Here is a 23,050-nt window from a genome sequence, read left to right as displayed (position 1 = left end):
ACGAATACTTTTAGTGCTTAGAAGAAGGGCGCGCAGGGCGTGCCCTGATGGTAGATCATCTGCCATCGGCCATTACTGCATTTCCACAGCGAGGTGCGCAGCGAATAACGCTTATCTACCTCGTTTACCGGCTTAAAACAGGCGCGGTAGTTGAGCTGGACCAGATCTTCGCTCAGCAAGCGATACTGCATATCGCTCACCCTGAATACCGGTGGCTTCTCCTTGGGCAGGCGCGCCAACACCTCAGGCTTGCCGAAGCTGATTCCCGTGGCACCCACCTCCAAAAAGTCGGCATGGATCAGCTCATCGAGCACATTGGCATCGCAGCGCACCTCTGGGCTGAGCAGCGCGAGTTCCAATTCGATAATGGTCTGCTGCATCTTAATCACCCCAGCTTCTGATAACGCTTCATCAGTATCTTGACCCGTTTCACATAGGCCTGGGTCTCCGGATAGGGCGGGATCCCCTTGTACTGAGTCACTGTGGTAGGGCCGGCATTATAGGCGGCGCAGGCCAGATCGATATTGCCATCGAACCTTGCCAGCATCTTGGCTAAGTAGCGGGCGCCGCCGTCGATATTCTGCTCGGGGCGGTAGGGGTTCTTCACCCCCATCGCCTTGGCGGTATCTGGCATTAGCTGCATCAGCCCCATGGCACCGCTACGGGACAGGGCAAACACATTAAAGGCGGATTCGGCATGGATCACGGCGCGGATCAGCGCGGGGTCTAGATGATGAGCCTTAGCCGCTCTTGAGATCAGCTCATCATATTCGGCGCTAAACAGCGGCATCTTCTGCCAGTCGAGAGTCGAGTCGGGTTTACAGGCATAGCACTCATACGACAGCACCCTGAAATCCCTGTCGCCCGGGGCATGGTCGGCAAAGGCCACCACTCCGTTAGCCTGAGTATATTGATATACCTTGATCTTGCTATCGCCCGTCTCGCTAGAGCGTGTGGCTTCGCCCCTGTTTAAGATGCCATGCTTAGAGTAACTCGCCTTGTAGCGCGGCTTTTCCGACTGCGCCACTGCAAACTGCTGGCATAACAGCAGGCCGAGCCCAAGGCAGACCAGCTTTAGGGGAAAATGTAGAGTACGGGGCGCGGCAGCAGGCATTAAAATCCAATGTCTTGGTCGAGTTTGAGTACTTCAATCATAGCAAACAGCTGCTTCATCTCGCGGTTAATTTGACTAAACTCGTACTCGAAGGTAGCGCCATTAAAGATGGAGCCCATCTCGAAGCGGTTATCGCCACTCTGCAACATGATCAATAACTTGTCTTCGTAGAAGGCGCACTGGATCTTACCGGAAAACAGGTTGGCCAGTGACTGTAGACGCTCCATGAAACCGACCGTAAGCAGGTATCGCGCCTCGATCTGATCGCTTGAAAACACGTCAAACTGCTTCTCAAACCTGGGATCTTCGAGCTTAACCCGGCTCAGGCGCTTAAAGCTGCTGGAGAGAAAATTCACCAGGCCACCGCGATTCTTCACCACCACGGTATGCCCCTTAAATGCCTTATGGCTGCTGAGCTGCACCATGACGCCGCGAAACACGGTTTCCGTCTCGGTACTCTTCTCACGCTTGACCTGCTTGGTTAAACACAGCTCGTTGATGGCAATCTCGACCCCTTTATAGGTGCCCTGCACATAGTCATCAAACTTAGCATTGTCATAGCCAGGCAGCAGCTTAGAGCGCTTAAGCTGAGTCAGGCTCATGCTGTGGCTGGTACTGAAGATAAAGTCATGGCCGAAGTAGCGGAAGATCTTGGGGAACACCTCGCGCTTCACATCGCTTTTATAACGCTTCAGGGGGCGATAACTCCACCAGCCAAAGGGGAGGCATAAGACGATAAAGAAGACCCAGGGGACCTCGAGATAACCGGACAGGCTAAAGAGCAGGATCAGCACGGCCACGCCGAGGAGGATTGCCAGACTGGTATAGAGGCGGCCCCGCAGCGCCTTGAGGCTGGCGATCCTATGGTTTTCAAATTTACGGGTCAGAGGCTCGATATGTTCTTCATAGTAAGCCTTAAACTGACCCAGCTCATCGGGGTCTGCAAACAGACGTTGCGGTTGACGCTCCGCCTTAATCGGCGCCCCGAGAATAAAGCTTACTGGGTTCATTGAGCTATGATTCGGGTTACTTCAGGTAGTCGGATGCATCGATCGGCGTCTTCGACGCTTCATCGGCTTCGTAGAAAGGCATCACCTTAACCTTGGCCATGGAGGCGATAATGGAACCGGGGAAGATCTCCACCGCGGTATTGAGTTCAGACACTGCCGAGTTGTAGAAACGTCTCGCCGCCGAGATATGCTCCTCGACCTCGCTGTAGGTGGTCATCGCCTGCACCATGGTCTTGTCAGACTTAAGCTCGGGGTAGTTCTCGACGCTTACCATCAGCTGGCCCATCTTGCTGTTGAGCTGCCCGGCCAATCCCAGATGCTCCTTGATGGCATCGGCATCGTTCAGATCATAGCCCGCAGTTACCTGAGCACGCAGCGCGGTGATCTCGGTAAGCAGCGACTTCTCGTGATCCATAAATTTCTGTGCAATCTTAAGAATATTGGGCACCAGATTGGCGCGCTTCTTCAGCTGCACATCGATACCCGACAAGGCTTCACGAACCACGTTACGCTTCTTGATCAGGCTGACATACCAGAGGTAGGTGATAATAACGACTAGGCCAAGGCCTAATAACAAACCTTCCATCTTTGAGTTCCTTCCCTATAGTTATTCTTATATCTCGTTGGTTAACGCACCAGCTTCACCGATTTTCGCGATGATTTCCAGCAATTTATCGACGCCGCTTTCGACATCTCACTGCTGCTATATTCATCTTTTTTCACCGAAAATGATATTTATCACGCCAATTTTGCCGTAAAAGTATCCTTTTCACCTAGCTTCACGACTTTTAACCCGGCTCAAGGCAAAAAGCACAACAAGTAACAAAATCAATACAAATAGCCATGTAAGACAATACTATACAGATTGACCTAATACTGGTGTTTCAAAATCATCCCCTAGCTAATGGTCAAAATGACACGCTTTACCGACAGTCAGTGAGGCTTTAGGGCAAAAATCAGCCGATTTGCTGCATATTTCATAGAGACTGTCTATCCAGCGCTCAGGTCATGGCTGCTACTTGCACAGAGTTTGAGCAATGAGAAAGCTTAACTGACAGTGCAACCTCCCTCGCACTTCCTTAATTCGAGCCACCCAACTCGACTACACCTTGCGCCGACTCCATCAATGATTCCCCAATCAATACCAAGGTTATCTCAACATGTTTCCTGTTCAGTATTCGTACAGCCAGCCTGGGCTATTATCTTAATCAACCAAGAGGCAACCCAATCTTCCCCCCAGGGCTTGGTTTTAATCATCATCCTTTTATTGGCCCGCTTAGACTAAGCCGGGCTTTTCTTTTGCCTATACCAAACTCCCCATCCTCCCCAGCCCCCAAGTCACTTGATTGACCGATTAGCGCAAATTAAGCTTCAGTTAAAGCAATTCCTTCATCATAAAGTGCTAACACTCCGCCTGCTGGCGGTCAGAAATATAAGGGCACCCAGATGCCCAAGATGAAGGAAATACCATGAGCTCCAAACAAGAAGAGGGTCTTGCGGCCAGTCAGCCCCCGACACCATCGACGAACAAGAACGGCCTCTTCGTCCGCTTTCTCAACCTGGTCGAACACCTGGGGAACCTCCTGCCCCATCCCATCACCCTCTTCGCCCTGTTTTGCGCCGCAATCATAGTGATCAGCGGCATCGCCGGCTATTTCGAGCTGACGGTAAACGATCCCCGTCCGGTCGGTGCGGCGGGACGCGGCGAAGATGGCCTGATCCATGTGGTCAGCCTGATGAATGCCGAAGGCCTGAGGATGATAGTCTCCAACCTAGTGACCAACTTCACCGGCTTTACTCCCTTAGGCACTGTATTGGTGGCCCTCTTGGGGGTTGGCATCGCCGATCGCTCCGGCCTGCTGTCGGCGGCGATGCGCACCCTGGTGATGGGCGCCTCTAAGCGTCTGGTGACCCTCACCATAGTCTTCGCCGGTATCGTCTCCAACACCGCCGCCGAGCTGGGTTATGTTGTGCTGATCCCCATGGCGGCACTGATCTTCCACTCCCTCGGGCGTCATCCCCTGGCGGGTCTGGCGGCGGCCTTCGCCGGTGTCTCTGGCGGCTACAGCGCCAACCTGCTGCTGGGCACGGTAGACCCTCTGCTGTCGGGCATCACCGAAGCGGCGGCGCAGATGATCGACCCCGACTATTTAGTGGGTCCAGAGGTCAACTGGTACTTCATGTTTGCTTCAACCTTCGTCATCACCATTCTCGGCGCCCTGGTCACGGAGAAGATCGTCGAGCCCAAACTGGGTAAGTATGATCCCAGCGAGGCCAGTATAGATCTGCACAACCAGAAGATGGATGGCGTCACGCCGCTGGAGATCAAGGGCCTCAAGATGGCTGGTCTCTCCATCCTGGTATTGGGCGGCATATTGGCGCTCTCTGTGGTGCCGGAGAACGCGCCGCTGCGTCATCCAGAGACTGGGCTGGTCGCGGGATCGCCCTTCCTCAAGGGGATAGTCGCCTTCATCTTCATCTGTTTCGCCATTCCCGGCCTGGTCTACGGCAAGGTGGTGGGCACCATGAAGCGGGATAAAGACGTGATCGACGCCATGTCCCACAGCATGAGTACCATGGGCATGTATATCGTGCTGGTGTTCTTTGCCTCGCAGTTTGTCGCCTTCTTCAAGTGGACTAACCTGGGTGCCGTGCTGGCGGTCACCGGGGCCGACGCCCTCAACGCCATCGGCCTCACGGGGCCGCTGGTGTTCCTGCTGTTTATCATGATGTGTGGTTTCATCAACCTGATGCTGGGCAGCGCCTCGGCGCAGTGGGCGGTAACGGCGCCTATCTTCGTGCCCATGCTGATGTTGGTTGGCTATGCGCCAGAGACGATTCAGGCGGCCTACCGAATCGGCGACTCGGTCACCAACCTAATCACCCCAATGATGAGCTATTTCGGCCTGATCCTGGCGGTGGCCTCCCAGTATAAGAAACACTTGGGCATAGGTACGCTGGTCGCCACCATGTTGCCTTACTCAATCGTCTTCTTTATCGGTTGGACCTGCTTCTTCTTCATCTGGGTGTTCGCCCTCGGGCTGCCGGTCGGTCCGGGTGCGGCAACCTACTACACGCCGTAAGAAAAGTTGCGAGGCCGGTGGTTCCGCCGGCCTCGCTCGCTTACTCAACCAGAACAGACCTTGCCTCTCTAAGCCAGGCAGGCCTTAATGGCCTCGCTCAGCGAACCGACCCGTCTCGGCAGCACGGCCTGACGTCGGCGGCAAAGAAAGATGGTCTCACTAACCGCCACGGGCAGTCGATGGGCGGTTATCTTATCCTGACGGGCAAAGGCCTCCACCGCATAGGCGGGCAAGACGCTAAAGCCCAGGCCACGGCTCACTGGCTCTAAGATCAAGCCAATCTGATTAGAGAAGCCCCGCTTAGGCAGCTGATCAATGTGCTCAAACTCGGGGTAGTTAGCCCCCAGCAGTAACTTGGCGTGGTGGGCGCCATCGGGATGATCGATAAAGCCCAGCTTTAGCAGGTCCTCCCAGGAGAGAGACGTTTGGCTAGCTGGCGTCACCAGGAGTAACGCCTCCTTGGCAATCGGCTCGGCCTGCACCTCGGTAAGCTCTGGCTGACGGGTCATCAGGCCGATATCCGCCTCCATGGCAGTGATGGCGCTCTCAACCCCGGCGTTGGAGGCGAAGCGGTAATCCAGCGACAACTCGGGGTGCACGCTTTGTAAATCCAGTAACTCGCCATAGAGCTTGAGGCCGACGCTGCCGGGGGACATCAGGCGTACCTCTCCGGCGAAGGGCGGATCTTGCTTGATCCCCTGCTCCAGCCGAGCCAGGGATTGCAGTATGGCCTGCCCCTGCTGGTATAGCTGGCGGCCGGCGTGAGTCAGGGAAAACTTCTTGCCTTCCCTCAGCAGCAGCTGGGTATCTAGCTGCTCTTCCAGCTTACGCACATGCTGGCTGACGCCGGATTGGGTCATATGCAGGCGCTCGGCGGTGCGGGTGAAATGACCCAGCTCCACCAGGGTGCAGAAGCTGCGCAACCAGACGGGATTAATCATCACAATTTGTACTCAAAATTATAAATTTTGATAATTTTACATAATTCTGTGCGATTTGTAATCTATACCCAACTCACCAACAGGAGCATAGTATGAACAACACAACTTACCCAAGAACCTTTTCTCACATAGGTATTTCGGTGCCGGATCTCGAGGCAGCCGTCAAATTTTACACCGAGGTGTTAGGCTGGTATCTCATCATGAAACCCACTGAAATTGTGGAAGATGACAGCCCAATCGGCGAGATGTGTACCGACGTCTTCGGTGCCAACTGGGGATCGTTCCGTATCGCCCACCTGGCCACCGGCGACAAGATAGGCGTCGAGCTGTTTCAGTTTGCCAATCAGCAAAACCCTGAGGATAACTTCGAATATTGGAAGACGGGCGTATTCCACTTCAGCGTACAAGACCCGGATCTCGAAGGCCTGGTAGAGAAGATTGTCGCCGCAGGTGGTAAGAAGCGCATGAAGGCCCCTCGCTACTACTACCCAGGCGAGAAGCCTTACCGCATGATCTACATGGAAGATCCCTTCGGCAACATCCTAGAGATCTACAGCCACAGCTATGAGCTAACCTACAGCGCGGGCGCCTACTAGCTAAGATGAACCAACAGGCGCTAGCTCATAAAAACTAGCCCATAAAAAAGGCCACCCTTTAGCGGAGTGGCCTTTTTGCATCTATGTAGACTAATCAGAACAGCATTAGCCTTGAATGCCCGAGTGTCTCAACAGGGCGTCGATCTGTGGCTCACGGCCTCTGAAACGCTTAAATAACTCCATCGGCTCCAGGCTGCCGCCCATCTCGAGGATGTTTTCCAGGAAGCTGCGTCCGGTCTCGGCGTTAAAGATCCCCTCTTCCTCGAAGCGAGAGAAGGCATCGGCCGACAACACCTCGGCCCACTTGTAGCTGTAGTAACCCGCGGCGTAACCACCGGCAAAGATATGAGCAAAGCTGTGTTGGAAGCGATTAAAGTCGGCGGCCTTGACCACGGCAACCTGATCTCTCACCTCATCCAGCTTGGCCTGAATGTGGGCACCCTCGGCCGGTTCATATTCCAGATGCAGGCGGAAGTCGAACAGCGAAAACTCCAGCTGACGCAGCATCATCATGCCCGACTGGAAGTTCTTCGCCGCCAGCATCTTGTCTAACATCGCCTTCGGCAGCGGTTCGTGGGTCTCGAAATGTCCGGAGATCTCGGCCAGCGCCTCTTCCTCGAAGCACCAGTTTTCCATGAATTGGCTCGGCAATTCCACCGCATCCCAAGGCACGCCGTTGATGCCCGACACACCCGCCACATCTATCTTGGTCAGCATATGATGTATGCCGTGGCCAAACTCGTGGAATAGCGTCGTCACCTCATCATGGGTAAACAGCGCAGGCTTGCCGCTGACAGGGGCGTTAAAGTTACAGGTCAGGTAAGCCACCGGCTTCTGCAGGCCCTTGGCGGTTTGTCGGCGCACCCGGCAATCGTCCATCCAGGCACCGCCGCGCTTACCCTCGCGGGCATAGAGATCCAGGTAGAAGCTGCCTCTGTGCTCACCCTCGGCGTCTTTGATATGGAAGAAGCGCACATCTTTATGCCAGCTGTCGAAATGCTCCTGCTCCTCTATGGTCAGGTCAAACAGACGAGACACTGTATAGAAGAGGCCCGACAGCACACGATCTTCAGGGAAATACGGGCGCAGCAGCTCCTGGGAGATCTCATATCTGTGGTGCTTGAGTTTCTCAGCGTAGTAGCTGAGATCCCAAGGCGCCAGCTCGGTCACGCCAAACTCTTTCTCGGCAAATGCGGTCAACTCGGCCAGCTCATTTTGACCCTGCTGCTTAGAGCGGGCCGCCAGCTCGTTGAGGAAATCCAGCACCTGCTGCGGCGTCTCGGCCATCTTGGTCGCCAATGACTTGTGGGCGAAGCTGTCGAATCCCAACAGATTGGCCAGCTGATGGCGCAGATCTAAGATCTCATTCATTAAGGGGCCGTTATCAAACTCACCGGCGTTAGGGCCCTGATCCGAGGCGCGGGTGACGAAGGCGCGGTAGCACTCCTCGCGCAGCTGACGATTGTCGCTGTAGGTCATCACGGGCAGATAAGAAGGGAAGTCCAGGGTGAACAGCCAGCCTTGCTGCTCTTTGGCCTCGGCCATCGCCTTAGCCGCGGCAATGGCAGACTCGGGCAAACCGGCCAGCTCCTCGGCGTCGGTTACCAGCTTAGTCCAGGCCTGAGTGGCATCTAACAGCTGATTAGAGAAGCTACTGGTTAGCTCAGATAAACGTTTAACCAATTTTCCATAAGTTTGTTTATCGTCATCGTTCAATCCGATACCTGACAGCTCGAAATCACGCAGGCTGTGAGTGATGCTGGTTTGCTGCGCCTGGCTCAACTTGGCAAATTCATCGGACTCCTTGAGCGCCTTATAAGCTTGATATAGGCCCTGATGCTGCCCCACATAGGTACCATATTCAGACAAGAGTGGCAGGCAGGCATCGTGAGCGGCGCGCCACTCCTCTGTGCTAAGCACTGAGTTCATGTGTGATACGGGTGACCAAATTTGGCTCAGTTCGTCATCTACCTGCTCTAGCGGGGCGATCAGATTGTCCCAGGTGTAGGGGCCGCCGCTGGCAAGCACCTCATCGATCTTCTGGCGACAATTGGCAATCCCCTGCTCGACGGCTGGCTGAATATGCTCGGGTTTAATTTGCGAAAATAGCGGTAATTCACTGCCGCTTAGCAAAGGGTTACTCATCTGGTGTCCTCGTCAATCTTAGGGTATTGAGGTTACATATGGGCGACTGGGCGACTATTCAAGCATCTTGGGTAAACTAGATAGACTCCTGGGCATGAGCGCCCAAAGTGACAATTAGCAACAGCGCCTGACAGTTATGAGTTAAACCTAGCAGTGAACACCTAGCAGCGAGCTAGAGGAAAAACCTTGATCTAGAGCAAGGCGATATATACTTGTCACTTACATCACAGATATTGCCAAGCCGATCGCAAATGCGAGCAATTATCATTTATGTTTAATAATTAGCCGATTATCATCCATTTCGATCCCAATAACATTCAGTGTTACACCCATGAACAAATTGCTCACTCATTCCTGTATTCTCAGTCTCATGCTGGCAGGCACAGTCAACGCCGCCGAAGAGGCTAATACTGGTGCAATCGATGACTCCCACATCAATAACATCATCAGCCATGGCGAAGGCCCTGAGACCTCGGTGATTCTCGATTTAGGCTGGGATTCGAAATATATCTCAGAGGGGCGCAACAACTTAGACAAGGGCGGCATCTACTGGGCAACGGCGGCCGTGCAGTTTGATGATCTCACCCTGTTTACCACGGTTGGACGTGGCGATAGCCAATACTATATCGAGTGGAACATGGGGCTGGAGTATGGCTTCGAGCTTAGCGACAAGCTAAGTGCCGCCATTGGCTACCAGCGCATAGAGGCCTACGGCGACGAGCGCTGTGGCGACAACGAGCTGTTTGCCACAATGGAATATACGGCCATCGAATGGCTAACCCCCTCGCTGAGCTATACCTATTCCACCGAGGCGGGCGGCTATTTTGTCGAGGCCAGCCTGCACAGCGAATGGCCGGTGTCAGACAGGCTCACCCTGACTCCCTATGTCACCCAAACATTCGATTTCCAATATGTGACCGAAGAACACGATGGCCCTAACCATTTTCAGTTTGGTGTAGAGGCCCAATATCAACTGGCCAATCGCCTGGTGCTCTCTGGCCACCTGAGCCGCACCCTGGCCCAGGAAGATATTAAGCAGGAAAACCCTGACGCCAAGGGCAGCCTCAACAACACCTACGCGGGCCTACACCTCACCTTCAGTTTCTAGGGCTCTCGGTTCTAGGGCTCTAGGTTCCAGGTTCTAGGTTCTAGGGGTCTAGCCTGAAACCGACTGCCAAGTCTGTGTCCTTCATTGAAAGCTGGCTCGCCATGAGCTAGCTTTATCTAACACAGGCAAGGAGTGCCTGCCCTGACTTGGAGGACACGGAATGTCTGCCCGCTATCACCCTCGATACTTTTTCGCGCCCAGCTTTACCATCAATCGCTTTATCCAGAGCTTCTTCATCCATAGCTTCTTCATGCTTAGCGTCATCACCCAGTCACTCTTGCCGCTCGGCGCTGCACACGCCAAAGACAAACAACTAAAACCCGAGGTGATCACCCTACCCGCCGACGGTGCCCTGGACAGCGAGGGCAATCCACTCGTCATCCCCAAAAATCCCAGCAGCGCCCTTAACTATAGTGCCAGCCCGACACATACCAAGCAGCGTCGCGAGAAACGCTCTACCAACAAGCAGAAAAGCAAACGCATCAAGCCCTTGAGTCGTAAGCAGCAACTGGCAAGTCGCCAACATGTGGCGGACGATCCCAGCTGCCGCTGGCTGGACAAACGCATGTCGCATCTTGAAAACAGCCTCAAGCGGCAACAGAAACACCAGTACGGCTACCAGGATAAGGAGCTACGCGCCCGCCAGAGCGAATGGGTCTGCATGAAGTGCGGCGCCGAAGGGCCAAGCCAGAGCGATCACCACAGATGCCAATATCGGCGCTAAACGCAAACTCATTTGAAAGTCATACGCCCTGACGCGGGTCTATTGCTAAAGGGCGCACACACCTCTGGTTTGCTTGTCGCTTTACCCCTACAATGACCCCCATATGCAATCCGTCGAATTTGGAGAAAAAGATGGCTCAACATTTTGACTATATCTGTTTAGGCGCCGGCAGCGGCGGGATCGCCTCGGCCAACCGTGCGGCCATGCGCGGTGCCAAGGTACTGCTGATCGAAGCCAAGGCGCTGGGCGGCACCTGCGTTAACGTTGGCTGCGTCCCTAAGAAAGTCATGTGGTATGGCGCCCAAGTCGCCGAGGCCATGCACCTGTACGCCAAAGACTATGGCTTCGACGTATCGGTCAACAAATTCGATTGGAGCAAGCTGGTCGAGAGCCGCGAAGCCTACATCGAGCGTATCCACGGCGCCTACGACCGTGGCCTGGACAGCAATGGTGTCACCTTGGTGCGCGGCTATGGCCGCTTCGTCGACAACAACACCATAGAGGTCAACGGCGAGCACTACAGCGCCGACCATATACTGATCGCCACCGGCGGCACCCCCACCATTCCAAACATTCCGGGCGCCGAATATGGTATCGACTCAGACGGCTTCTTCGCCCTCAACGAGCAGCCTAAGCGTGTGGCCGTTGTCGGCGCAGGCTATATCGCCGTCGAGCTGGCGGGTGTACTCCATGCCTTGGGCAGCGAAACTCACCTGTTTGTGCGTAAGCATGCGCCGCTGCGCAGCTTCGACCCTATGCTGAGCGAAGCCCTGATGGAGTCTATGGCCACAGACGGCCCTAGCCTGCACACCCACAGCATTCCAGAGTCTGTGACCAAGAACGCCGACGGCTCACTGACCCTTAAGCTGGAAAATGGCGAAAGCTATGAGGTCGACACCCTAATCTGGGCCATCGGCCGTCGTCCATCCACCGACAAGATCGGCCTGGAAAATACAGACGTTAAGCTCAACGACAAGGGTTATGTGGTGGTCGATGCACAGCAAAACACCACAGCCAAGGGCATCTACTGCGTCGGCGACATCATAGAAGGCGGCATAGAGCTTACCCCGGTTGCGGTAAAAGCCGGTCGCCTGCTGTCGGAGCGTCTGTTTAACGGCATGACAGAAGCCAAGATGGATTACAGCCTAGTGCCAACCGTGGTGTTCAGCCACCCGGCAATCGGTACCATGGGCCTCACCGAGCCAGAGGCGATCGCCCAATATGGCGAGGAGAACGTCAAGGTTTATAACTCAGGCTTCACCTCTATGTACACGGCAGTTACCGCTCACCGTCAGGCCTGCAAGATGAAGCTGGTGTGCGCCGGTAAAGAGGAGAAGGTCGTGGGCATTCACGGCATCGGCTACGGCATGGATGAGATACTGCAAGGCTTCGGCGTCGCCATCAAGATGGGTGCCACCAAGGCCGACTTCGACGCCGTCGTCGCCATCCACCCCACAGGCGCCGAAGAGTTCGTTACCATGCGTTAATACGCTTATTGCTTGATTGAGAGAACAGCAAAAGGCCAGACAACTGTCTGGCCTTTTTAATGCTACCTCGATGAAAATTGGTACTCATCTTGTGGAGATATCGGCTAACGCCGCGTTAAGGGGCAGCCAACGCTGCTACCAAGCTTCAGCATAACATCGTAATCACACAAACCAACGCATAATAAAAATGCCACGCGTTGGCTGTCCCTCTTGAATGGGGCAAGTGCTTTCCTACACTCTGCTCAGTGAAATGCCAGAGTTAGGAAAACTAAACCGAAAAGAAATTGCCGCCCTAGTTGGTGTGGCTCCTATGAACCGCGAAAATGGCTCTTACAAGGGGAAACGCAGGATCCGTGGTGGTCTCCATAGAATACGCACAGTCATGTTTATGGCGATGATGTCAGCCATACCGTGTAATCGTGTTTTTAAGCGCTATTACCAGCGTCTCAAAGCGGCTGGCAAAATGCCGCAAGTAGCACTGATCGCCTGCATGCGAAAGCTCATCGTGATCTTGAATACCATACTTAAAAGCGAGGAACTGTGGTGCGTAAAAAACGGATAAATATATTGACTAAACACCACAGTCGCTTGTTATGTATTTTCTTTAAAAGAATACTCTTCTGTTTCACTTACAGACCGCAAGGTAATCTCCCCATCTTTATTTTCTAAAGATGAAGAACTTAGCCTCCATACATCTTCTTTTCCAACGCCTTTCATTAAACTAAAAACATGCATTAGATCATGTTTTCTTTCAGGCTCTATATTAAACCTAAAATTCAGCCTATCATTTACATCTCGATTTTCATCAACTAATAAAGCTATAAACTCTCTTCTATTTCGATGTTCTACAAGATGAACTTTTTTAGAATCTCTGTTAATTTCAATACTTTTAAACCAAGCATAAGAATTGAGGTTACTGAGTTCAAATTTAACAATTTTAGAATATTCATAACTTGGTGTATCGACTTTTTCTTCAGGGGGATAAGGCGCGTAGCATAAATGATTGCTCCACTCGTTAAAGCCCAAAAGAATAAGGGAGTCTTCAAATTGACTACAATCTATCGAGTTTTTATTAAAAATTGATTTAAAGTTTTTTTTATTCTTTATGTGATTGCTCTGAATGAAATCTTCCGCAGTTTTTTTTACGTCCAACAAATGGAGTTCGGCTAAAAGGTCTCGCTGCTGTACAAACTCAACTTCATCATTTAAAAGGTAGATTTCATAGGGTTCCAATAATAAAAATTGACCTCTATTTTCATCTTTCAATAAAAACTGAATTGCTGACTTAATTACATCTGATGCATAAACAGAAGAAACAATTTCATTAAAATAACAAATATTTTTTATTGCGGTTTCATAACTGATAGATAGTGCTAGAGGTTCATCTAAATCCCAGATTAAAGATTTACATTCCACAGCTTTCCCTCCTGAAAAAAGTATCTTATATAGAAGAGGGATTTCTGAGTTCCATTCGGACAAACCAGTTAATACTAGTGAGTTACTATCACTAGGTTTTCTATTAGATGAAAATAGATAAGAACGATTTGACAAATGATACTCCTAAATACATAACGCTTATTAGCGAGAATGCCGCCTATGTAAATCACCACCACCTAATACAGATCGCGGCAAAATTTTTTAACCATCTGAAATTTATATCAATAATGACACAGCATAACAAGGGAAAAGTGAGCTACCCAAGACAAAGCGGGACCCACTTATTTTAAGAAAAGGGCGAGATCTGCAATGCTTCCCATTAAATAGGCAACACGATAATCCAAATCCTTATATGCATCACAATACGCAAAGCGGGTTATCAAATTGACAGTGTACTAGGCAGATTTATCAGCCTCATCCTTCACTCCAGCCTTAGTCTACTCCTAGCAAGCAATCACCGAACATAAGCCAAAAGTGTGACTTGCACGGCACTGCAAAGCGAGTCAAATCCAGCATAGATAACACTCCCGCCGAGCCTAGGGTTCAGAAACAAAATCCCTTGTGGTCACGACAAAAAAAATTAGCTTTTCTCCGCAGGGGTTTATCAATAAGGTCGCGCCCTAAACAGGCGATGGAAGACCTCTGGCAATCGAATGATATCCAAGGAAAAAAGACCGTTCCGCCGCGGTACTACTCAATTATGGCTATAGTTAAACCAGTTGAGTTATTCCGCTGGCGGCAGGCCGCGCTTAGGTGATCTTTTACCAACGCGACACCTAGCGCCGTCGACCTAGATTGTTCGCCATGAGGCCAGCAATCATTTTGAATTTGAAAGCATTAATTTTTTGTTTTACCACTAAGGAATGTAGACATGCGTATTGCAATCTTGTCTCGTAACGAGAACTTATACTCTACCATGCGCCTGAAAGAAGCCGGCGAAGCACGCGGCCACGAGGTGGATATCATAGACACGCTGCACTGCTACATGGATATCACCAGCAGCAACCCGACCGTGCGTTACATGGGTAAGGTGTTGCCTAAGTATGATGCGGTGATCCCACGTATCGGCTCGTCGATCACCTTCTACGGCACGGCCGTGGTGCGCCAGTTCGAGATGATGGGTACCTTCTGCGTCAACGAGTCTGTGGCCATCAGCCGCTCTCGCGATAAGCTGAGATCCCTGCAGCTGCTGTCACGCAAGGGCATTGGCCTGCCGCGCACCGGATTTGCCAGCAAGCCCGACAAGATCCAGGATTTGATCAAGAATGTGGGCGGCGCCCCCCTGGTGATCAAGCTGCTGGAAGGCACACAAGGCATAGGCGTAGTATTGGCCGAAACCAATAAGGCGGCCGAGAGCGTGATCGAGGCCTTCATGGGTCTCAAGGCCAACATATTGGTGCAGGAGTTCATCAAAGAGGCAGGCGGCGCCGATATTCGCTGCTTCGTGGTGGGTGATAAGGTAGTGGCGGCCATGAAGCGTCAGGCGGCCGAAGGCGAGTTTCGCTCTAACCTACATCGCGGCGGCGTGGCCCAGCTGGTGCGTTTGTCGAAAGATGAGCGGGCTACGGCCCTCAACGCCGCCAAGGCGATGGGGCTCAACCTGTGTGGTGTAGATATTTTGCAGTCTAATAACGGCCCTGTGGTGATGGAGGTGAACTCCTCGCCAGGCCTGGAAGGGATAGAACAGGCGACCGGCAAGGACGTGGCCGGGCTGATCTATGAATTTATTGAGAAGAAGGCGAAACCCAACGCCAACAGAACGCGCGGAAAAGGCTAAATGAATTCAGCACTGACCATAGCAGGGGTCGATATCCAACCCGGCACCGAGCACCAGCTCGAGCTGCCCGTTGCCAGCCTCTACACTGACACTCAGGTCTCGATTCCTGTCCATGTGATCCGGGCCAAGAAGGATGGCCCCAAGGTGTTTGTCAGCGCCGCGGTGCATGGCGATGAACTCAATGGCATAGAGATCATCCGTCGCCTGATCCAAAGCAAGCTTAAGCTGCTCAAGGGCACACTGATCCTGGTGCCTATGGTCAATGTGTATGGGGTGCTGAACCAGAGCCGTTATATGCCCGACAGGCGCGACCTTAACCGCTGTTTTCCCGGTTCGCCCAAGGGCTCACTGGCGGGGCGGGTGGCGCATACCTTCTTAGACAGCATAGTGCAGCACTGCGACTATGGTATCGACCTGCACACCGGGGCGATTCATAGGTCGAACCTGCCGCAGATCCGCGCCAATCTGGATGACGAGCAGACTCTGGCCTTGGCCCAGGCCTTCGGTGTACCAGTGCTGCTTAACGCCAACGTGCGTGATGGCTCGCTGCGGGAGTCGGCGGTTAACAAGGGCACCCGGGTGCTACTGTATGAGGCAGGCCAGGCGCTCAGATTCGACGAGCTGTCGATTCAGACCGGTGAGCGGGGTATTCGCAATGTGCTATCGTCACTTGGGCTGATACGTAAGCGTCAGCAGCGCAAGAAGATAGCCCCCTTCATCGCCAACCGCAGCGACTGGACTCGCGCCTCGGCCAGCGGCTTCGTGTGCGAATTTGTTAAGCTAGGCAGCTATGTGGAGAAGGGCGAGGTGCTGGCGGAGATCAACAGCCCACTGGGCGAGCTGATCCAGAGCGTGGTATCCAACCGCGCGGGCATCGTCATCGGCAAGCAGAATATCCCCCTGGTACTGGAGGGTGATGCCATGTTCCACGTGGCCTACTTTGGCAGCGCCGCCGACGAGGTGGCCGAACATATTGAGATAATGAACGATCAGATAATGCCGCTGACCACCCAGACCATCTAAGGCATGAAGAGGCATTAAGCGAGATTGAGGGACAAAGAGCGATGAACAAGATCATCATAGGCAACTTAGAGGCATGCGATCTGCCGGATCTGGGCATCAAGGATCTGCATGTGCGCATCGACACGGGCGCCAAGACCTCGGCCCTGCATGTGGATAACCTCAAACGGATCAAGGTGGGAAGACGCCCCTATGTCGCCTTCGACCTGCATCCGGATGTATATGACTTAGAGCAGATCGTCCACTGTAAGGCCCCTGTGCACGACTCCCGCCGCATCAAGTCATCCAACGGCGAGGTGGAGCAGCGCTGCGTGATCGAGACCACACTCAAGCTGGGAGAGCATGAGTGGCCCATAGAGCTGACCCTGAGTAATCGCCAGGACATGACCTATCTGATGCTGCTAGGCAGAGAGGCGATGGGCGATCGCGTTCTGGTGGACCCGTCAGAGAGTTTTCTCATCAACGGCTAACCGTCTGTTGCAGTGCCTGTTAAGGCAGGCACAGGCGGAGCCAGTGGCAATGTAAAATGCAGGCTTTCAATGGTTTAGTTAAGGGCTTTCCCTTACACTGTCCCCCAAGCTCAACCAAGGACATCCCCTATGACAATGCCAGACCCCATACCACCAACAGATCAAGCGGCCAGAGACGACCTACTCGCCCGCGTCATCGACATTGTCAGTCATCCCGAGGCCGAAGAACTGCCCTCGCTGGGCTTTATCAGCGACTATTCAGATGCCGATCTGGCCGACCTGCTGGAATCGGTCAGCGACCAATATCGTTCGCCTATCTGCCGTAAGATCCCCATAGACAGAGGCTGGGCGGTATTGCACCTGCTGCACTATGAGACCGCCCGTCACGTCTTAGATCTGCTGAGCCCAGAGCAGCTTCAGGGGCTGGCACGGCGTATCTCAGAGATAGATATCCTCACCTTCGCCGAGATTCTGCCCGGCGACATAGTCGAAGACTATCTGGATCAGCAAGAAGCCCTCACCACGGAGCAGATGCAGCAGGCGCTGAGCTACCAGGATGAGGCCGTCGGCCGTTACCTAAACAACAATATTCTGCGCTCGCGCCCAACCGCCACGGTCGGTCGGGTGCTGGAGCGCCTGAACAAGCAGAAGCAGCGGGAATATGTGGCCGTCTACGGCGTCGATGCCGAGGGGCAGTTTCACGGCGGCTGCACACTTGAGCAGCTCTATCGCGAAGATCCCGCCACGCCTTTGTCTGAGTGTCTCACCGAACTCGAGGCCATAGGCGACGAGCTGGATATCACCCAGGCGGCACAGCAGTTTAATCCGGCGGCGGGCTTTGCCTGGGTGCCGGTGGAGAAAGGCGGCAAGATCATCGGCGCTATTGCCCTGTCGACCCTGATGCACCGCCTCAAGGAGCGAAGCCTGGAGGTGCTGGTGTCTGAAACCCCACAGGATGAGGAAGACCTCTTCACCCCGGTTGGCGTGGCGGCGCGCATGCGAGCCATCTGGCTGACCACCAACCTGCTGACCGCCTTTCTCGCCTCCTGGGTTATCGGCCTGTTTGGCGACGCCCTGCAACAGGTGGTGGCCCTGGCTATCCTGATGCCGGTGGTCGCCAGCATGGGCGGCATCGCTGGCAGCCAGACACTGGCGGTGGCCCTGCGGGGTATTGCGCTAAACCACTTGAAGCGCAGCAACCTCACCCTGCTGCTGGACAAGGAGCTGAAGATCGCCGCCTTCAACGGTGTGCTACTGGGCGCCCTCATAGGTGTGGTGGTCAGTTGGTGGTTCTCCTCCCTGGCGCTGGGTGGCATCATCTTCGTGGCGATCGTCTTCAACAGCCTGGCGGCGGCCTCATCGGGCACGGTTATTCCCTTTGTGCTCAAGCAGATGCGTATCGACCCTGCGGTGGCGGGCTCGGTGATCCTCACCACAGTCACAGACGTGGTAGGCTTCTTCATCTTCCTCGGCCTGGGCAGCCTGCTCCTGCTGAGCTAGCCCGAGACTTGGCATTGATTTTGAGTCGAGGCATGTGGCGTAGCACAAGACGGCGCGGCGAAACCTGACATAGGTAAGGTTAATAGGCTCGAATCTGTGGTAAAACACCCGGCATTCGAAAACAGTGGGCAGGATAAAACCTGCCCATCTGGTTAAACAAGATATGGAACCGATGAAAGCATTGTTTCAAAAGTGGCCCTTTCCCCCCGCTCAGGCGATCTTCTTTGTCGCCGGCGCCCTCTGCCTGACGCCTGTGATCTCCTCCCCCATCGCCCTGGTGATCGGCTTCACCCTGGCCAGCCTGGGTTTGGTGCCCCGCAATCTGGATATCGGCGCCCTGACCAAGAAGCTACTGGCCTACGCCATTATCGGCCTCGGTTTCGGCATTCACCTCGACGCCGCCATCAGCGCCAGCGGCCAAAATATCGGGCTTATCTTAGGCTCTATCGTCTTCACCCTGCTGCTGGGAACGGCCTTGGGCAGGCTGCTCAGAGTCGATGCCAAGCTGAGCCATATGATCGCCTCGGGCACCGCCATCTGTGGCGGCAGTGCCATCGCCGCCGTGGCCCCGGCCATCAAGGCAGACAGCCAGGATACGGCCATAGCGTTGGCGACCGTGTTCGTGCTCAACTCCATAGCCCTATTTCTGTTTCCGGCCCTCGGGCATCTGTTGCAGCTGAGTCAGTATCATTTTGGGGTATGGAGCGCCATCGCCATCCACGACACCTCGTCGGTCGTGGGCGCCGCCTCGGCCTATGGTGACGAGGCGCTGCGCACCGCCACCACACTCAAGCTGGCTCGGGCCCTGTGGATAGTGCCCGTGGCGCTGGTGAGTGCCATGGCGTTTGGCGGCAATCGGCGCAAGGTCGCCGTGCCTTTCTTTATTCTCTTCTACTGTCTGGCGATATTGCTGGCGCACTTGGTGCCCCAGGGACAGGCGCTGTATGACGGCATCTTTGCCCTGTCTAAACGTGTGTTGGTGCTCTGCCTGTTTATGATTGGCGCGGGGATCACCATAGGCAAGATGCGCCAGGCAGGAATGCGGCCTCTGGCCCTGGGATTACTGCTCTGGCTGATTATCGGCGCGGGTTCTCTGCTCTACATCGTCAACTTTAGCTGAGACGCTGTAGCGCCACACCAGGGTCACTATGGTGATAAAGGCCGCCAGCTCCACCAGGGAGCGGGTTAGTCCTGTGGTGAGCCAGGACGCCAACAGGAAGGCGCAACATAAAAGCACTAGCCACTTCTTCATCTTTGCCTCCTTTAAGTTTAACGAAAGAGTTTGGCGAAATGAGTGAGTGGCTATTATTTATTGCCGCCGAAATCTCAGCAAATATCCGTTTTTACTAACAAATAGCTGAATCGGCTAAGCACTAAATCGACTAACTTATGACGGCGTAGGGATCCTTATCGGCGTCGCTGTTCCATCGATATTCGGTGAGTGTCTCTATCTTCCGCGCCTGAGCCTCGCCATAGGTTTGGGCGATGTAGAAGAGAGCTGCATCTATCCCCGCCGACACGCCGGATGAGGTGAGGAAACGGCCATCGTCCACCCAGCGGGCGCTGGGCTGCCAGATAACCTTGTCGTTTAATCCTGTCACCCAGGCATAGGCCATCTTGTTGGTGGTGGCGCTCACGCCATCGAGCAGATCGGCCTTGGCCAGCAGCGCAGCGCCGGTACAGACGGAAAATACCTTATTGGAGACCTTGGCCTGACGCCTCAGCCAGTCCAACAGGCGGGTGTCGTCCACCAGCTTGCGCGTGCCCATGCCACCGGGGACCAGCAGGAGATCGCACGCGACCACCTCATCGAGCAGGCGATCGGCAACCACTCTCGGCCCCTGGTAACTGCGCACGATAGACTTAGGACCGATCAGGGTGATATCGACGCTAGGCAGATGCCCCAGCATCTCGATGGGACCATGCAGATCTAAGGTTTCATAGTCGTCAAACACCAGAGCCAACACCTTGAGCGGTGCTTGGGTTTGATCAAGTGCCTGGGTTTGATCTTGGTCTTTGACAGAATTGTGAGTAGGACTCGCGGCAATTAGCTTGGGGGAGAGACCCGCGGCGAGAAGCGCGCCGCCCGCCAGGATAAATTCTCTTCTGTTCATCGATGACTTAAGCCAATTTCAGTAATAGATTGGCGCCAGTGTATCCGCCCACGGCGCGCCATACAGCACGACATGGGACTTCTGCTAGCAAGCGCGCAAATCCTGTGAAACCTTGATGCCTGATCCAGATCAGTAGAAAGGCGTAGGGTCCACATCCAGGCTGCTGGGCGACACGCCGCGCTCGATATGCAACTCCGATTTAAGCAGATCCACCATAGCCACCTCGGTGTAATGCTTGTGCTTCACCGAATAGAAGGTCTTGATCACCGGGTGTAGGGCGTCTCTGTCTTTCGCCTCCCAGACGATTCCCACCCTGCCATCGGAGAGCTGCACCAGGGAGCCAACCGGATAGACACCGACACAACGGATAAACTCATACACCAGCCTCTCGTCCAAGTGGAAGGGGGTCAGGCTGAGCAAGATCTTAAAGGCCGCGGCCGGGCTCATCGCCTCCTTGTAGCAACGGGTCGCAGTCAGGGCGTCGAAGATATCCACGATACAGCTCATGCGACCATGGAGGGAGATCTCCTCTCCCTTTAGGCCATTGGGATAGCCCTTGCCATCGAGCTTCTCGTGGTGCATCAGGCAGACGTCGCGGCTGATCTGCGACAGATCCTCAGTCTCGGCTAGGATCTCCTGGGCATAGACCTGATGCAGCTTCATATGCTCAAACTCTTCCGGCGTCAGCCGCCCCGGCTTGTGCAGTATGCGATTATTGACGCGCACCTTGCCGATATCGTGCAAGATACCGCCCACAGCCAACTGTTTGAGCACGCTACGCTTGAGCTTGAGGTAGCGACCAAAGGTCACCAGCAGGAAGGCCACATTGATGGAGTGTTCCAGCAGGTAGGCATCTTTAGAGCGCAGGGCCGAGATACACTTGAAGGCGTCGGCATCGAGCATGACAGATTCGAGCATCTTGTCCGCCAGCGCCTCGAATGGCTCTACCTTGACCGCCTTACCCTCGAAGGTCTCGGACAAGACCTTCTTCACCAGATCTTTCGCCTCGCTCATCAGGCGTTTGGCCTTCTCCTGGGATTGATCCCGGGTCAGACGTATTATCTTCTCTGGCTCTTGTTTCGGCCTGAGTCCACACTCTGGCGCCGACCTTTCTACGTCGACCCAGACATACTCGATACCGTTTCGCACCAGCTTATCTATGGCTTGTCGATCTTTAATCTGTCCCGGATTGGTGACATTGACTCTTCCCTGATGATCGATAGCCGCAACATACATACCCAGCGCCAGGTTTGGCACCGGCACCTTCATGACATCCGCTTTTTCGTTCACACTTTCGGTCATACCGCTTTCCCAAAAAATCACCCGGTTTTCGCATCCGCTCCTTTTTAGCCTAGTCTAAATCCCTTAGCTTCGGTGCGATTGCCTGTGAAAACACTGTGATAGGAGGAAATTATAGTATGCCTGGGCGCGGCAGAACGCCAGAGGCCGGCGAGGATAGTTTCAGGCTGAATGCCGATTTATCCCCATTTGCCGGCCCTAGAAAATGAGGCAAGTTTTTGTAAAGCAAAGACTAATATACTGCTACAAGAAGGTACACTCGATGGCGTCGATCAACCAACGACGACGGGCACAATTGACACAGGAACGCTCGATATCATCCACCTGCTCATCTTCATCGTCGGCGATGAAGCCGTCGCACCCGGCCGCCAGTTGCCGCGAGGCGCCGTAGTCTTCCTCTGCTAGGGTCAGTTGCCAGCGCCCCTGGCGTAGTTCAAATGCTTGCTGCATCTTGCTCCTCATCGACTTAACTGTGTGGCCCATTAATAGTGTTTCAGCTGCTGCTTGAGGGCGTTGCGCCAGCGGCCCTGATCCTGATACACCAGCAGGGAGACCTGATGATCCCGATAGACAGCCTTCACCTTGCCCGACAGGTAGAGAGGGGTCTTGAAGCAGAGCTGCTCGCCGCTATCGCTGAGCACACGGTCGACGCCGGTCAGCTCGATCACCTCGCCCACGGAGAGCGACACCTCGCCCGCCTCTAGCCCGGGCATCTTAAACTGCCCCTTGATGCGACCATCGTTGCCCTGCAACCTCAGCCCCAGGCCGGCTAAGGCGCCAATCACCCCCAGCCCCGTACCGCCATGTTCGCTCAGATGTATGCCAAGCTGCTCGGCCAGGGCGTAGGCTTGCGCCTTGGTTTTCACCTCCTCCTTGGCCTGCTCGCCGAAGGCGATGAGGGGAGCCTGCTCAAACGGGCTGTGCAGATCCAGCAGGGCGATGCCGGGATCGGCGGCCGCGGCGCTCTCGCTACGCAGATGGGCCACGGCTATTGCTAAGATCTCATCCTGAGACTTAGTGGTACGCACCTGAAAACACATGGCGCTGTTATGTGAGGTATAGGGGATATCCGGATGCACGTATAGCTGATGCCTAGTCACGAAGGCGCAGCGACTCAGGTGGTTGTCGCTCAGCAGATGCGCTATCTCCTCGGCGATCTCCCCGGTTCCCTTGGTGCCAATATCGTCGGTATCGTCGATACACACCAACCAAGATCTCAATCCAG

Annotated in this window: 22 protein-coding genes and 1 pseudogene; 11 read left to right on the top strand and 12 right to left on the bottom strand. The window is 54.2% G+C overall.

Annotated elements, in window-relative coordinates; translation table 11 throughout:
- Positions 1-17: 17 nt before the first annotated feature.
- From L2731_RS15020 to L2731_RS15005, 4 genes are read right to left on the bottom strand one after another with little or no spacing between them, the layout of a single operon-like run.
- Positions 18-380: a nuclear transport factor 2 family protein gene (locus L2731_RS15020; RefSeq protein WP_160796868.1), complete on the bottom strand. Its 363-nt coding sequence runs from the start codon at positions 378-380 to the stop codon at positions 18-20.
- 5 nt (positions 381-385) lie between these two features.
- The gene (locus tag L2731_RS15015; protein ID WP_249254012.1) at positions 386-1,114 is read right to left on the bottom strand and encodes a lytic transglycosylase domain-containing protein; all 729 of its coding nucleotides are present in this window, start codon (positions 1,112-1,114) and stop codon (positions 386-388) included.
- Positions 1,114-2,124 carry a DUF3137 domain-containing protein gene (locus L2731_RS15010; RefSeq protein ID WP_041508794.1) on the bottom strand — a complete coding sequence of 337 codons (1,011 nt, stop codon included), beginning with the start codon at positions 2,122-2,124 and terminating at the stop codon, positions 1,114-1,116. The genes L2731_RS15015 and L2731_RS15010 overlap by 1 nt, the downstream gene beginning before the upstream one ends.
- Before the next feature lie 16 nt (positions 2,125-2,140).
- Positions 2,141-2,710 (bottom strand): LemA family protein, encoded by a 570-nt coding sequence (locus L2731_RS15005; protein WP_041508793.1) that lies wholly within the window; start codon positions 2,708-2,710, stop codon positions 2,141-2,143.
- Positions 2,711-3,593: 883 nt separating this feature from the next.
- On the opposite strand from L2731_RS15005, the gene L2731_RS15000 reads away from it, so the two are divergent.
- Entirely contained in the window at positions 3,594-5,207 is a 1,614-nt protein-coding gene (locus tag L2731_RS15000; RefSeq protein ID WP_249254010.1) for an AbgT family transporter, read from the top strand.
- Positions 5,208-5,275: 68 nt separating this feature from the next.
- Here L2731_RS15000 and L2731_RS14995 read toward each other — a convergent pair whose 3' ends face one another.
- The gene (locus tag L2731_RS14995) at positions 5,276-6,148 is read right to left on the bottom strand and encodes a LysR family transcriptional regulator (RefSeq protein ID WP_249254128.1); all 873 of its coding nucleotides are present in this window, start codon (positions 6,146-6,148) and stop codon (positions 5,276-5,278) included.
- A 92-nt stretch (positions 6,149-6,240) separates the two neighbouring features.
- Between L2731_RS14995 and L2731_RS14990 the strand changes: the two genes are divergently transcribed.
- Positions 6,241-6,744, top strand: a complete 504-nt coding sequence (locus L2731_RS14990) for a lactoylglutathione lyase family protein (protein WP_249254008.1) — start codon at positions 6,241-6,243, stop codon at positions 6,742-6,744.
- Positions 6,745-6,849: 105 nt separating this feature from the next.
- Here the strand turns inward: L2731_RS14990 and prlC are convergent, their stop codons facing one another.
- Positions 6,850-8,889, bottom strand: coding sequence for an oligopeptidase A (gene prlC, locus L2731_RS14985; protein ID WP_249254006.1), 2,040 nt, complete (start codon positions 8,887-8,889; stop codon positions 6,850-6,852).
- A gap of 331 nt (positions 8,890-9,220) precedes the next feature.
- Between prlC and L2731_RS14980 the strand changes: the two genes are divergently transcribed.
- From L2731_RS14980 to L2731_RS14965, 4 genes and pseudogenes are all read left to right on the top strand, one after another.
- Positions 9,221-9,997, top strand: coding sequence for a YjbH domain-containing protein (locus tag L2731_RS14980; RefSeq protein WP_249254004.1), 777 nt, complete (start codon positions 9,221-9,223; stop codon positions 9,995-9,997).
- Positions 9,998-10,157: 160 nt separating this feature from the next.
- On the top strand, positions 10,158-10,721 hold the full coding sequence (locus tag L2731_RS14975; RefSeq protein WP_249254002.1) for a hypothetical protein: 564 nt from the start codon (positions 10,158-10,160) through the stop codon (positions 10,719-10,721).
- A gap of 131 nt (positions 10,722-10,852) precedes the next feature.
- Positions 10,853-12,208 (top strand): glutathione-disulfide reductase, encoded by a 1,356-nt coding sequence (gene gorA, locus L2731_RS14970; protein WP_239853658.1) that lies wholly within the window; start codon positions 10,853-10,855, stop codon positions 12,206-12,208.
- Positions 12,209-12,422: 214 nt separating this feature from the next.
- Positions 12,423-12,770, top strand: a pseudogene (locus L2731_RS14965) (transposase); the annotation flags it as partial.
- Positions 12,771-12,799: 29 nt separating this feature from the next.
- On the opposite strand, the gene L2731_RS14960 reads toward L2731_RS14965, so the two are convergent.
- Positions 12,800-13,759, bottom strand: coding sequence for a DUF7822 domain-containing protein (locus tag L2731_RS14960; RefSeq protein WP_239879282.1), 960 nt, complete (start codon positions 13,757-13,759; stop codon positions 12,800-12,802).
- Positions 13,760-14,516: 757 nt separating this feature from the next.
- Here L2731_RS14960 and rimK point away from each other — a divergent pair.
- The 5 genes from rimK (at position 14,517) to L2731_RS14935 (ending at position 19,532) form a co-directional block, all read left to right on the top strand.
- Positions 14,517-15,422 (top strand): 30S ribosomal protein S6--L-glutamate ligase, encoded by a 906-nt coding sequence (rimK, locus tag L2731_RS14955; RefSeq protein ID WP_239853660.1) that lies wholly within the window; start codon positions 14,517-14,519, stop codon positions 15,420-15,422.
- The gene (locus L2731_RS14950; RefSeq protein WP_249253999.1) at positions 15,423-16,445 is read left to right on the top strand and encodes a succinylglutamate desuccinylase/aspartoacylase family protein; all 1,023 of its coding nucleotides are present in this window, start codon (positions 15,423-15,425) and stop codon (positions 16,443-16,445) included.
- A gap of 41 nt (positions 16,446-16,486) precedes the next feature.
- Positions 16,487-16,912 (top strand): ATP-dependent zinc protease family protein, encoded by a 426-nt coding sequence (locus tag L2731_RS14945; protein WP_249253997.1) that lies wholly within the window; start codon positions 16,487-16,489, stop codon positions 16,910-16,912.
- Positions 16,913-17,041: 129 nt separating this feature from the next.
- The gene (locus L2731_RS14940) at positions 17,042-18,412 is read left to right on the top strand and encodes a magnesium transporter (protein ID WP_249253994.1); all 1,371 of its coding nucleotides are present in this window, start codon (positions 17,042-17,044) and stop codon (positions 18,410-18,412) included.
- 172 nt (positions 18,413-18,584) lie between these two features.
- Complete coding sequence (locus L2731_RS14935; RefSeq protein WP_415837038.1) at positions 18,585-19,532, top strand: YeiH family protein; 948 nt, start codon at positions 18,585-18,587, stop codon at positions 19,530-19,532.
- On the opposite strand, the gene L2731_RS14930 is transcribed toward L2731_RS14935, so the two are convergent.
- From L2731_RS14930 to L2731_RS14910, 5 genes are all read right to left on the bottom strand, one after another.
- Positions 19,473-19,664: a hypothetical protein gene (locus L2731_RS14930; protein ID WP_220072587.1), complete on the bottom strand. Its 192-nt coding sequence runs from the start codon at positions 19,662-19,664 to the stop codon at positions 19,473-19,475. The two genes, L2731_RS14935 and L2731_RS14930, sit on opposite strands and share 60 nt — an antisense overlap.
- 130 nt (positions 19,665-19,794) lie before the next feature.
- Positions 19,795-20,526 (bottom strand): DJ-1/PfpI family protein, encoded by a 732-nt coding sequence (locus tag L2731_RS14925; protein WP_249253990.1) that lies wholly within the window; start codon positions 20,524-20,526, stop codon positions 19,795-19,797.
- 129 nt (positions 20,527-20,655) lie between these two features.
- Positions 20,656-21,828, bottom strand: a complete 1,173-nt coding sequence (locus tag L2731_RS14920) for an HD-GYP domain-containing protein (protein ID WP_249253988.1) — start codon at positions 21,826-21,828, stop codon at positions 20,656-20,658.
- Positions 21,829-22,068: 240 nt separating this feature from the next.
- A complete protein-coding gene (locus L2731_RS14915) occupies positions 22,069-22,275 on the bottom strand; it encodes a hypothetical protein (RefSeq protein ID WP_249253986.1) in 207 nt (68 codons plus the stop codon).
- A 32-nt stretch (positions 22,276-22,307) separates the two neighbouring features.
- Positions 22,308-23,045, bottom strand: coding sequence for a DNA-binding protein (locus tag L2731_RS14910; protein ID WP_249254126.1), 738 nt, complete (start codon positions 23,043-23,045; stop codon positions 22,308-22,310).
- Positions 23,046-23,050 lie beyond the last annotated feature (5 nt).

The sequence above is a fragment of the Shewanella aquimarina genome (assembly GCF_023349185.1).
GTDB classification, from domain to species: Bacteria; Pseudomonadota; Gammaproteobacteria; order Enterobacterales; family Shewanellaceae; genus Shewanella; species Shewanella aquimarina.
Note: the sequence above shows the minus strand (reverse complement) of the source record. Positions and strands in the feature narration are given on the sequence as shown.

Coding starts and splice junctions, on each gene's coding strand:
- L2731_RS15020 (WP_160796868.1), bottom strand. CDS start 380: ATGCAGCAGACCATTATCGAATTGGAACTCGCGCTGCTCAGCCCAGAG.
- L2731_RS15015 (WP_249254012.1), bottom strand. CDS start 1,114: ATGCCTGCTGCCGCGCCCCGTACTCTACATTTTCCCCTAAAGCTGGTC.
- L2731_RS15010 (WP_041508794.1), bottom strand. CDS start 2,124: ATGAACCCAGTAAGCTTTATTCTCGGGGCGCCGATTAAGGCGGAGCGT.
- L2731_RS15005 (WP_041508793.1), bottom strand. CDS start 2,710: ATGGAAGGTTTGTTATTAGGCCTTGGCCTAGTCGTTATTATCACCTAC.
- L2731_RS15000 (WP_249254010.1), top strand. CDS start 3,594: ATGAGCTCCAAACAAGAAGAGGGTCTTGCGGCCAGTCAGCCCCCGACA.
- L2731_RS14995 (WP_249254128.1), bottom strand. CDS start 6,148: ATGATTAATCCCGTCTGGTTGCGCAGCTTCTGCACCCTGGTGGAGCTG.
- L2731_RS14990 (WP_249254008.1), top strand. CDS start 6,241: ATGAACAACACAACTTACCCAAGAACCTTTTCTCACATAGGTATTTCG.
- prlC (WP_249254006.1), bottom strand. CDS start 8,889: ATGAGTAACCCTTTGCTAAGCGGCAGTGAATTACCGCTATTTTCGCAA.
- L2731_RS14980 (WP_249254004.1), top strand. CDS start 9,221: ATGAACAAATTGCTCACTCATTCCTGTATTCTCAGTCTCATGCTGGCA.
- L2731_RS14975 (WP_249254002.1), top strand. CDS start 10,158: ATGTCTGCCCGCTATCACCCTCGATACTTTTTCGCGCCCAGCTTTACC.
- gorA (WP_239853658.1), top strand. CDS start 10,853: ATGGCTCAACATTTTGACTATATCTGTTTAGGCGCCGGCAGCGGCGGG.
- rimK (WP_239853660.1), top strand. CDS start 14,517: ATGCGTATTGCAATCTTGTCTCGTAACGAGAACTTATACTCTACCATG.
- L2731_RS14950 (WP_249253999.1), top strand. CDS start 15,423: ATGAATTCAGCACTGACCATAGCAGGGGTCGATATCCAACCCGGCACC.
- L2731_RS14945 (WP_249253997.1), top strand. CDS start 16,487: ATGAACAAGATCATCATAGGCAACTTAGAGGCATGCGATCTGCCGGAT.
- L2731_RS14940 (WP_249253994.1), top strand. CDS start 17,042: ATGACAATGCCAGACCCCATACCACCAACAGATCAAGCGGCCAGAGAC.
- L2731_RS14935 (WP_415837038.1), top strand. CDS start 18,585: ATGAAAGCATTGTTTCAAAAGTGGCCCTTTCCCCCCGCTCAGGCGATC.
- L2731_RS14930 (WP_220072587.1), bottom strand. CDS start 19,664: ATGAAGAAGTGGCTAGTGCTTTTATGTTGCGCCTTCCTGTTGGCGTCC.
- L2731_RS14925 (WP_249253990.1), bottom strand. CDS start 20,526: ATGAACAGAAGAGAATTTATCCTGGCGGGCGGCGCGCTTCTCGCCGCG.
- L2731_RS14920 (WP_249253988.1), bottom strand. CDS start 21,828: ATGACCGAAAGTGTGAACGAAAAAGCGGATGTCATGAAGGTGCCGGTG.
- L2731_RS14915 (WP_249253986.1), bottom strand. CDS start 22,275: ATGCAGCAAGCATTTGAACTACGCCAGGGGCGCTGGCAACTGACCCTA.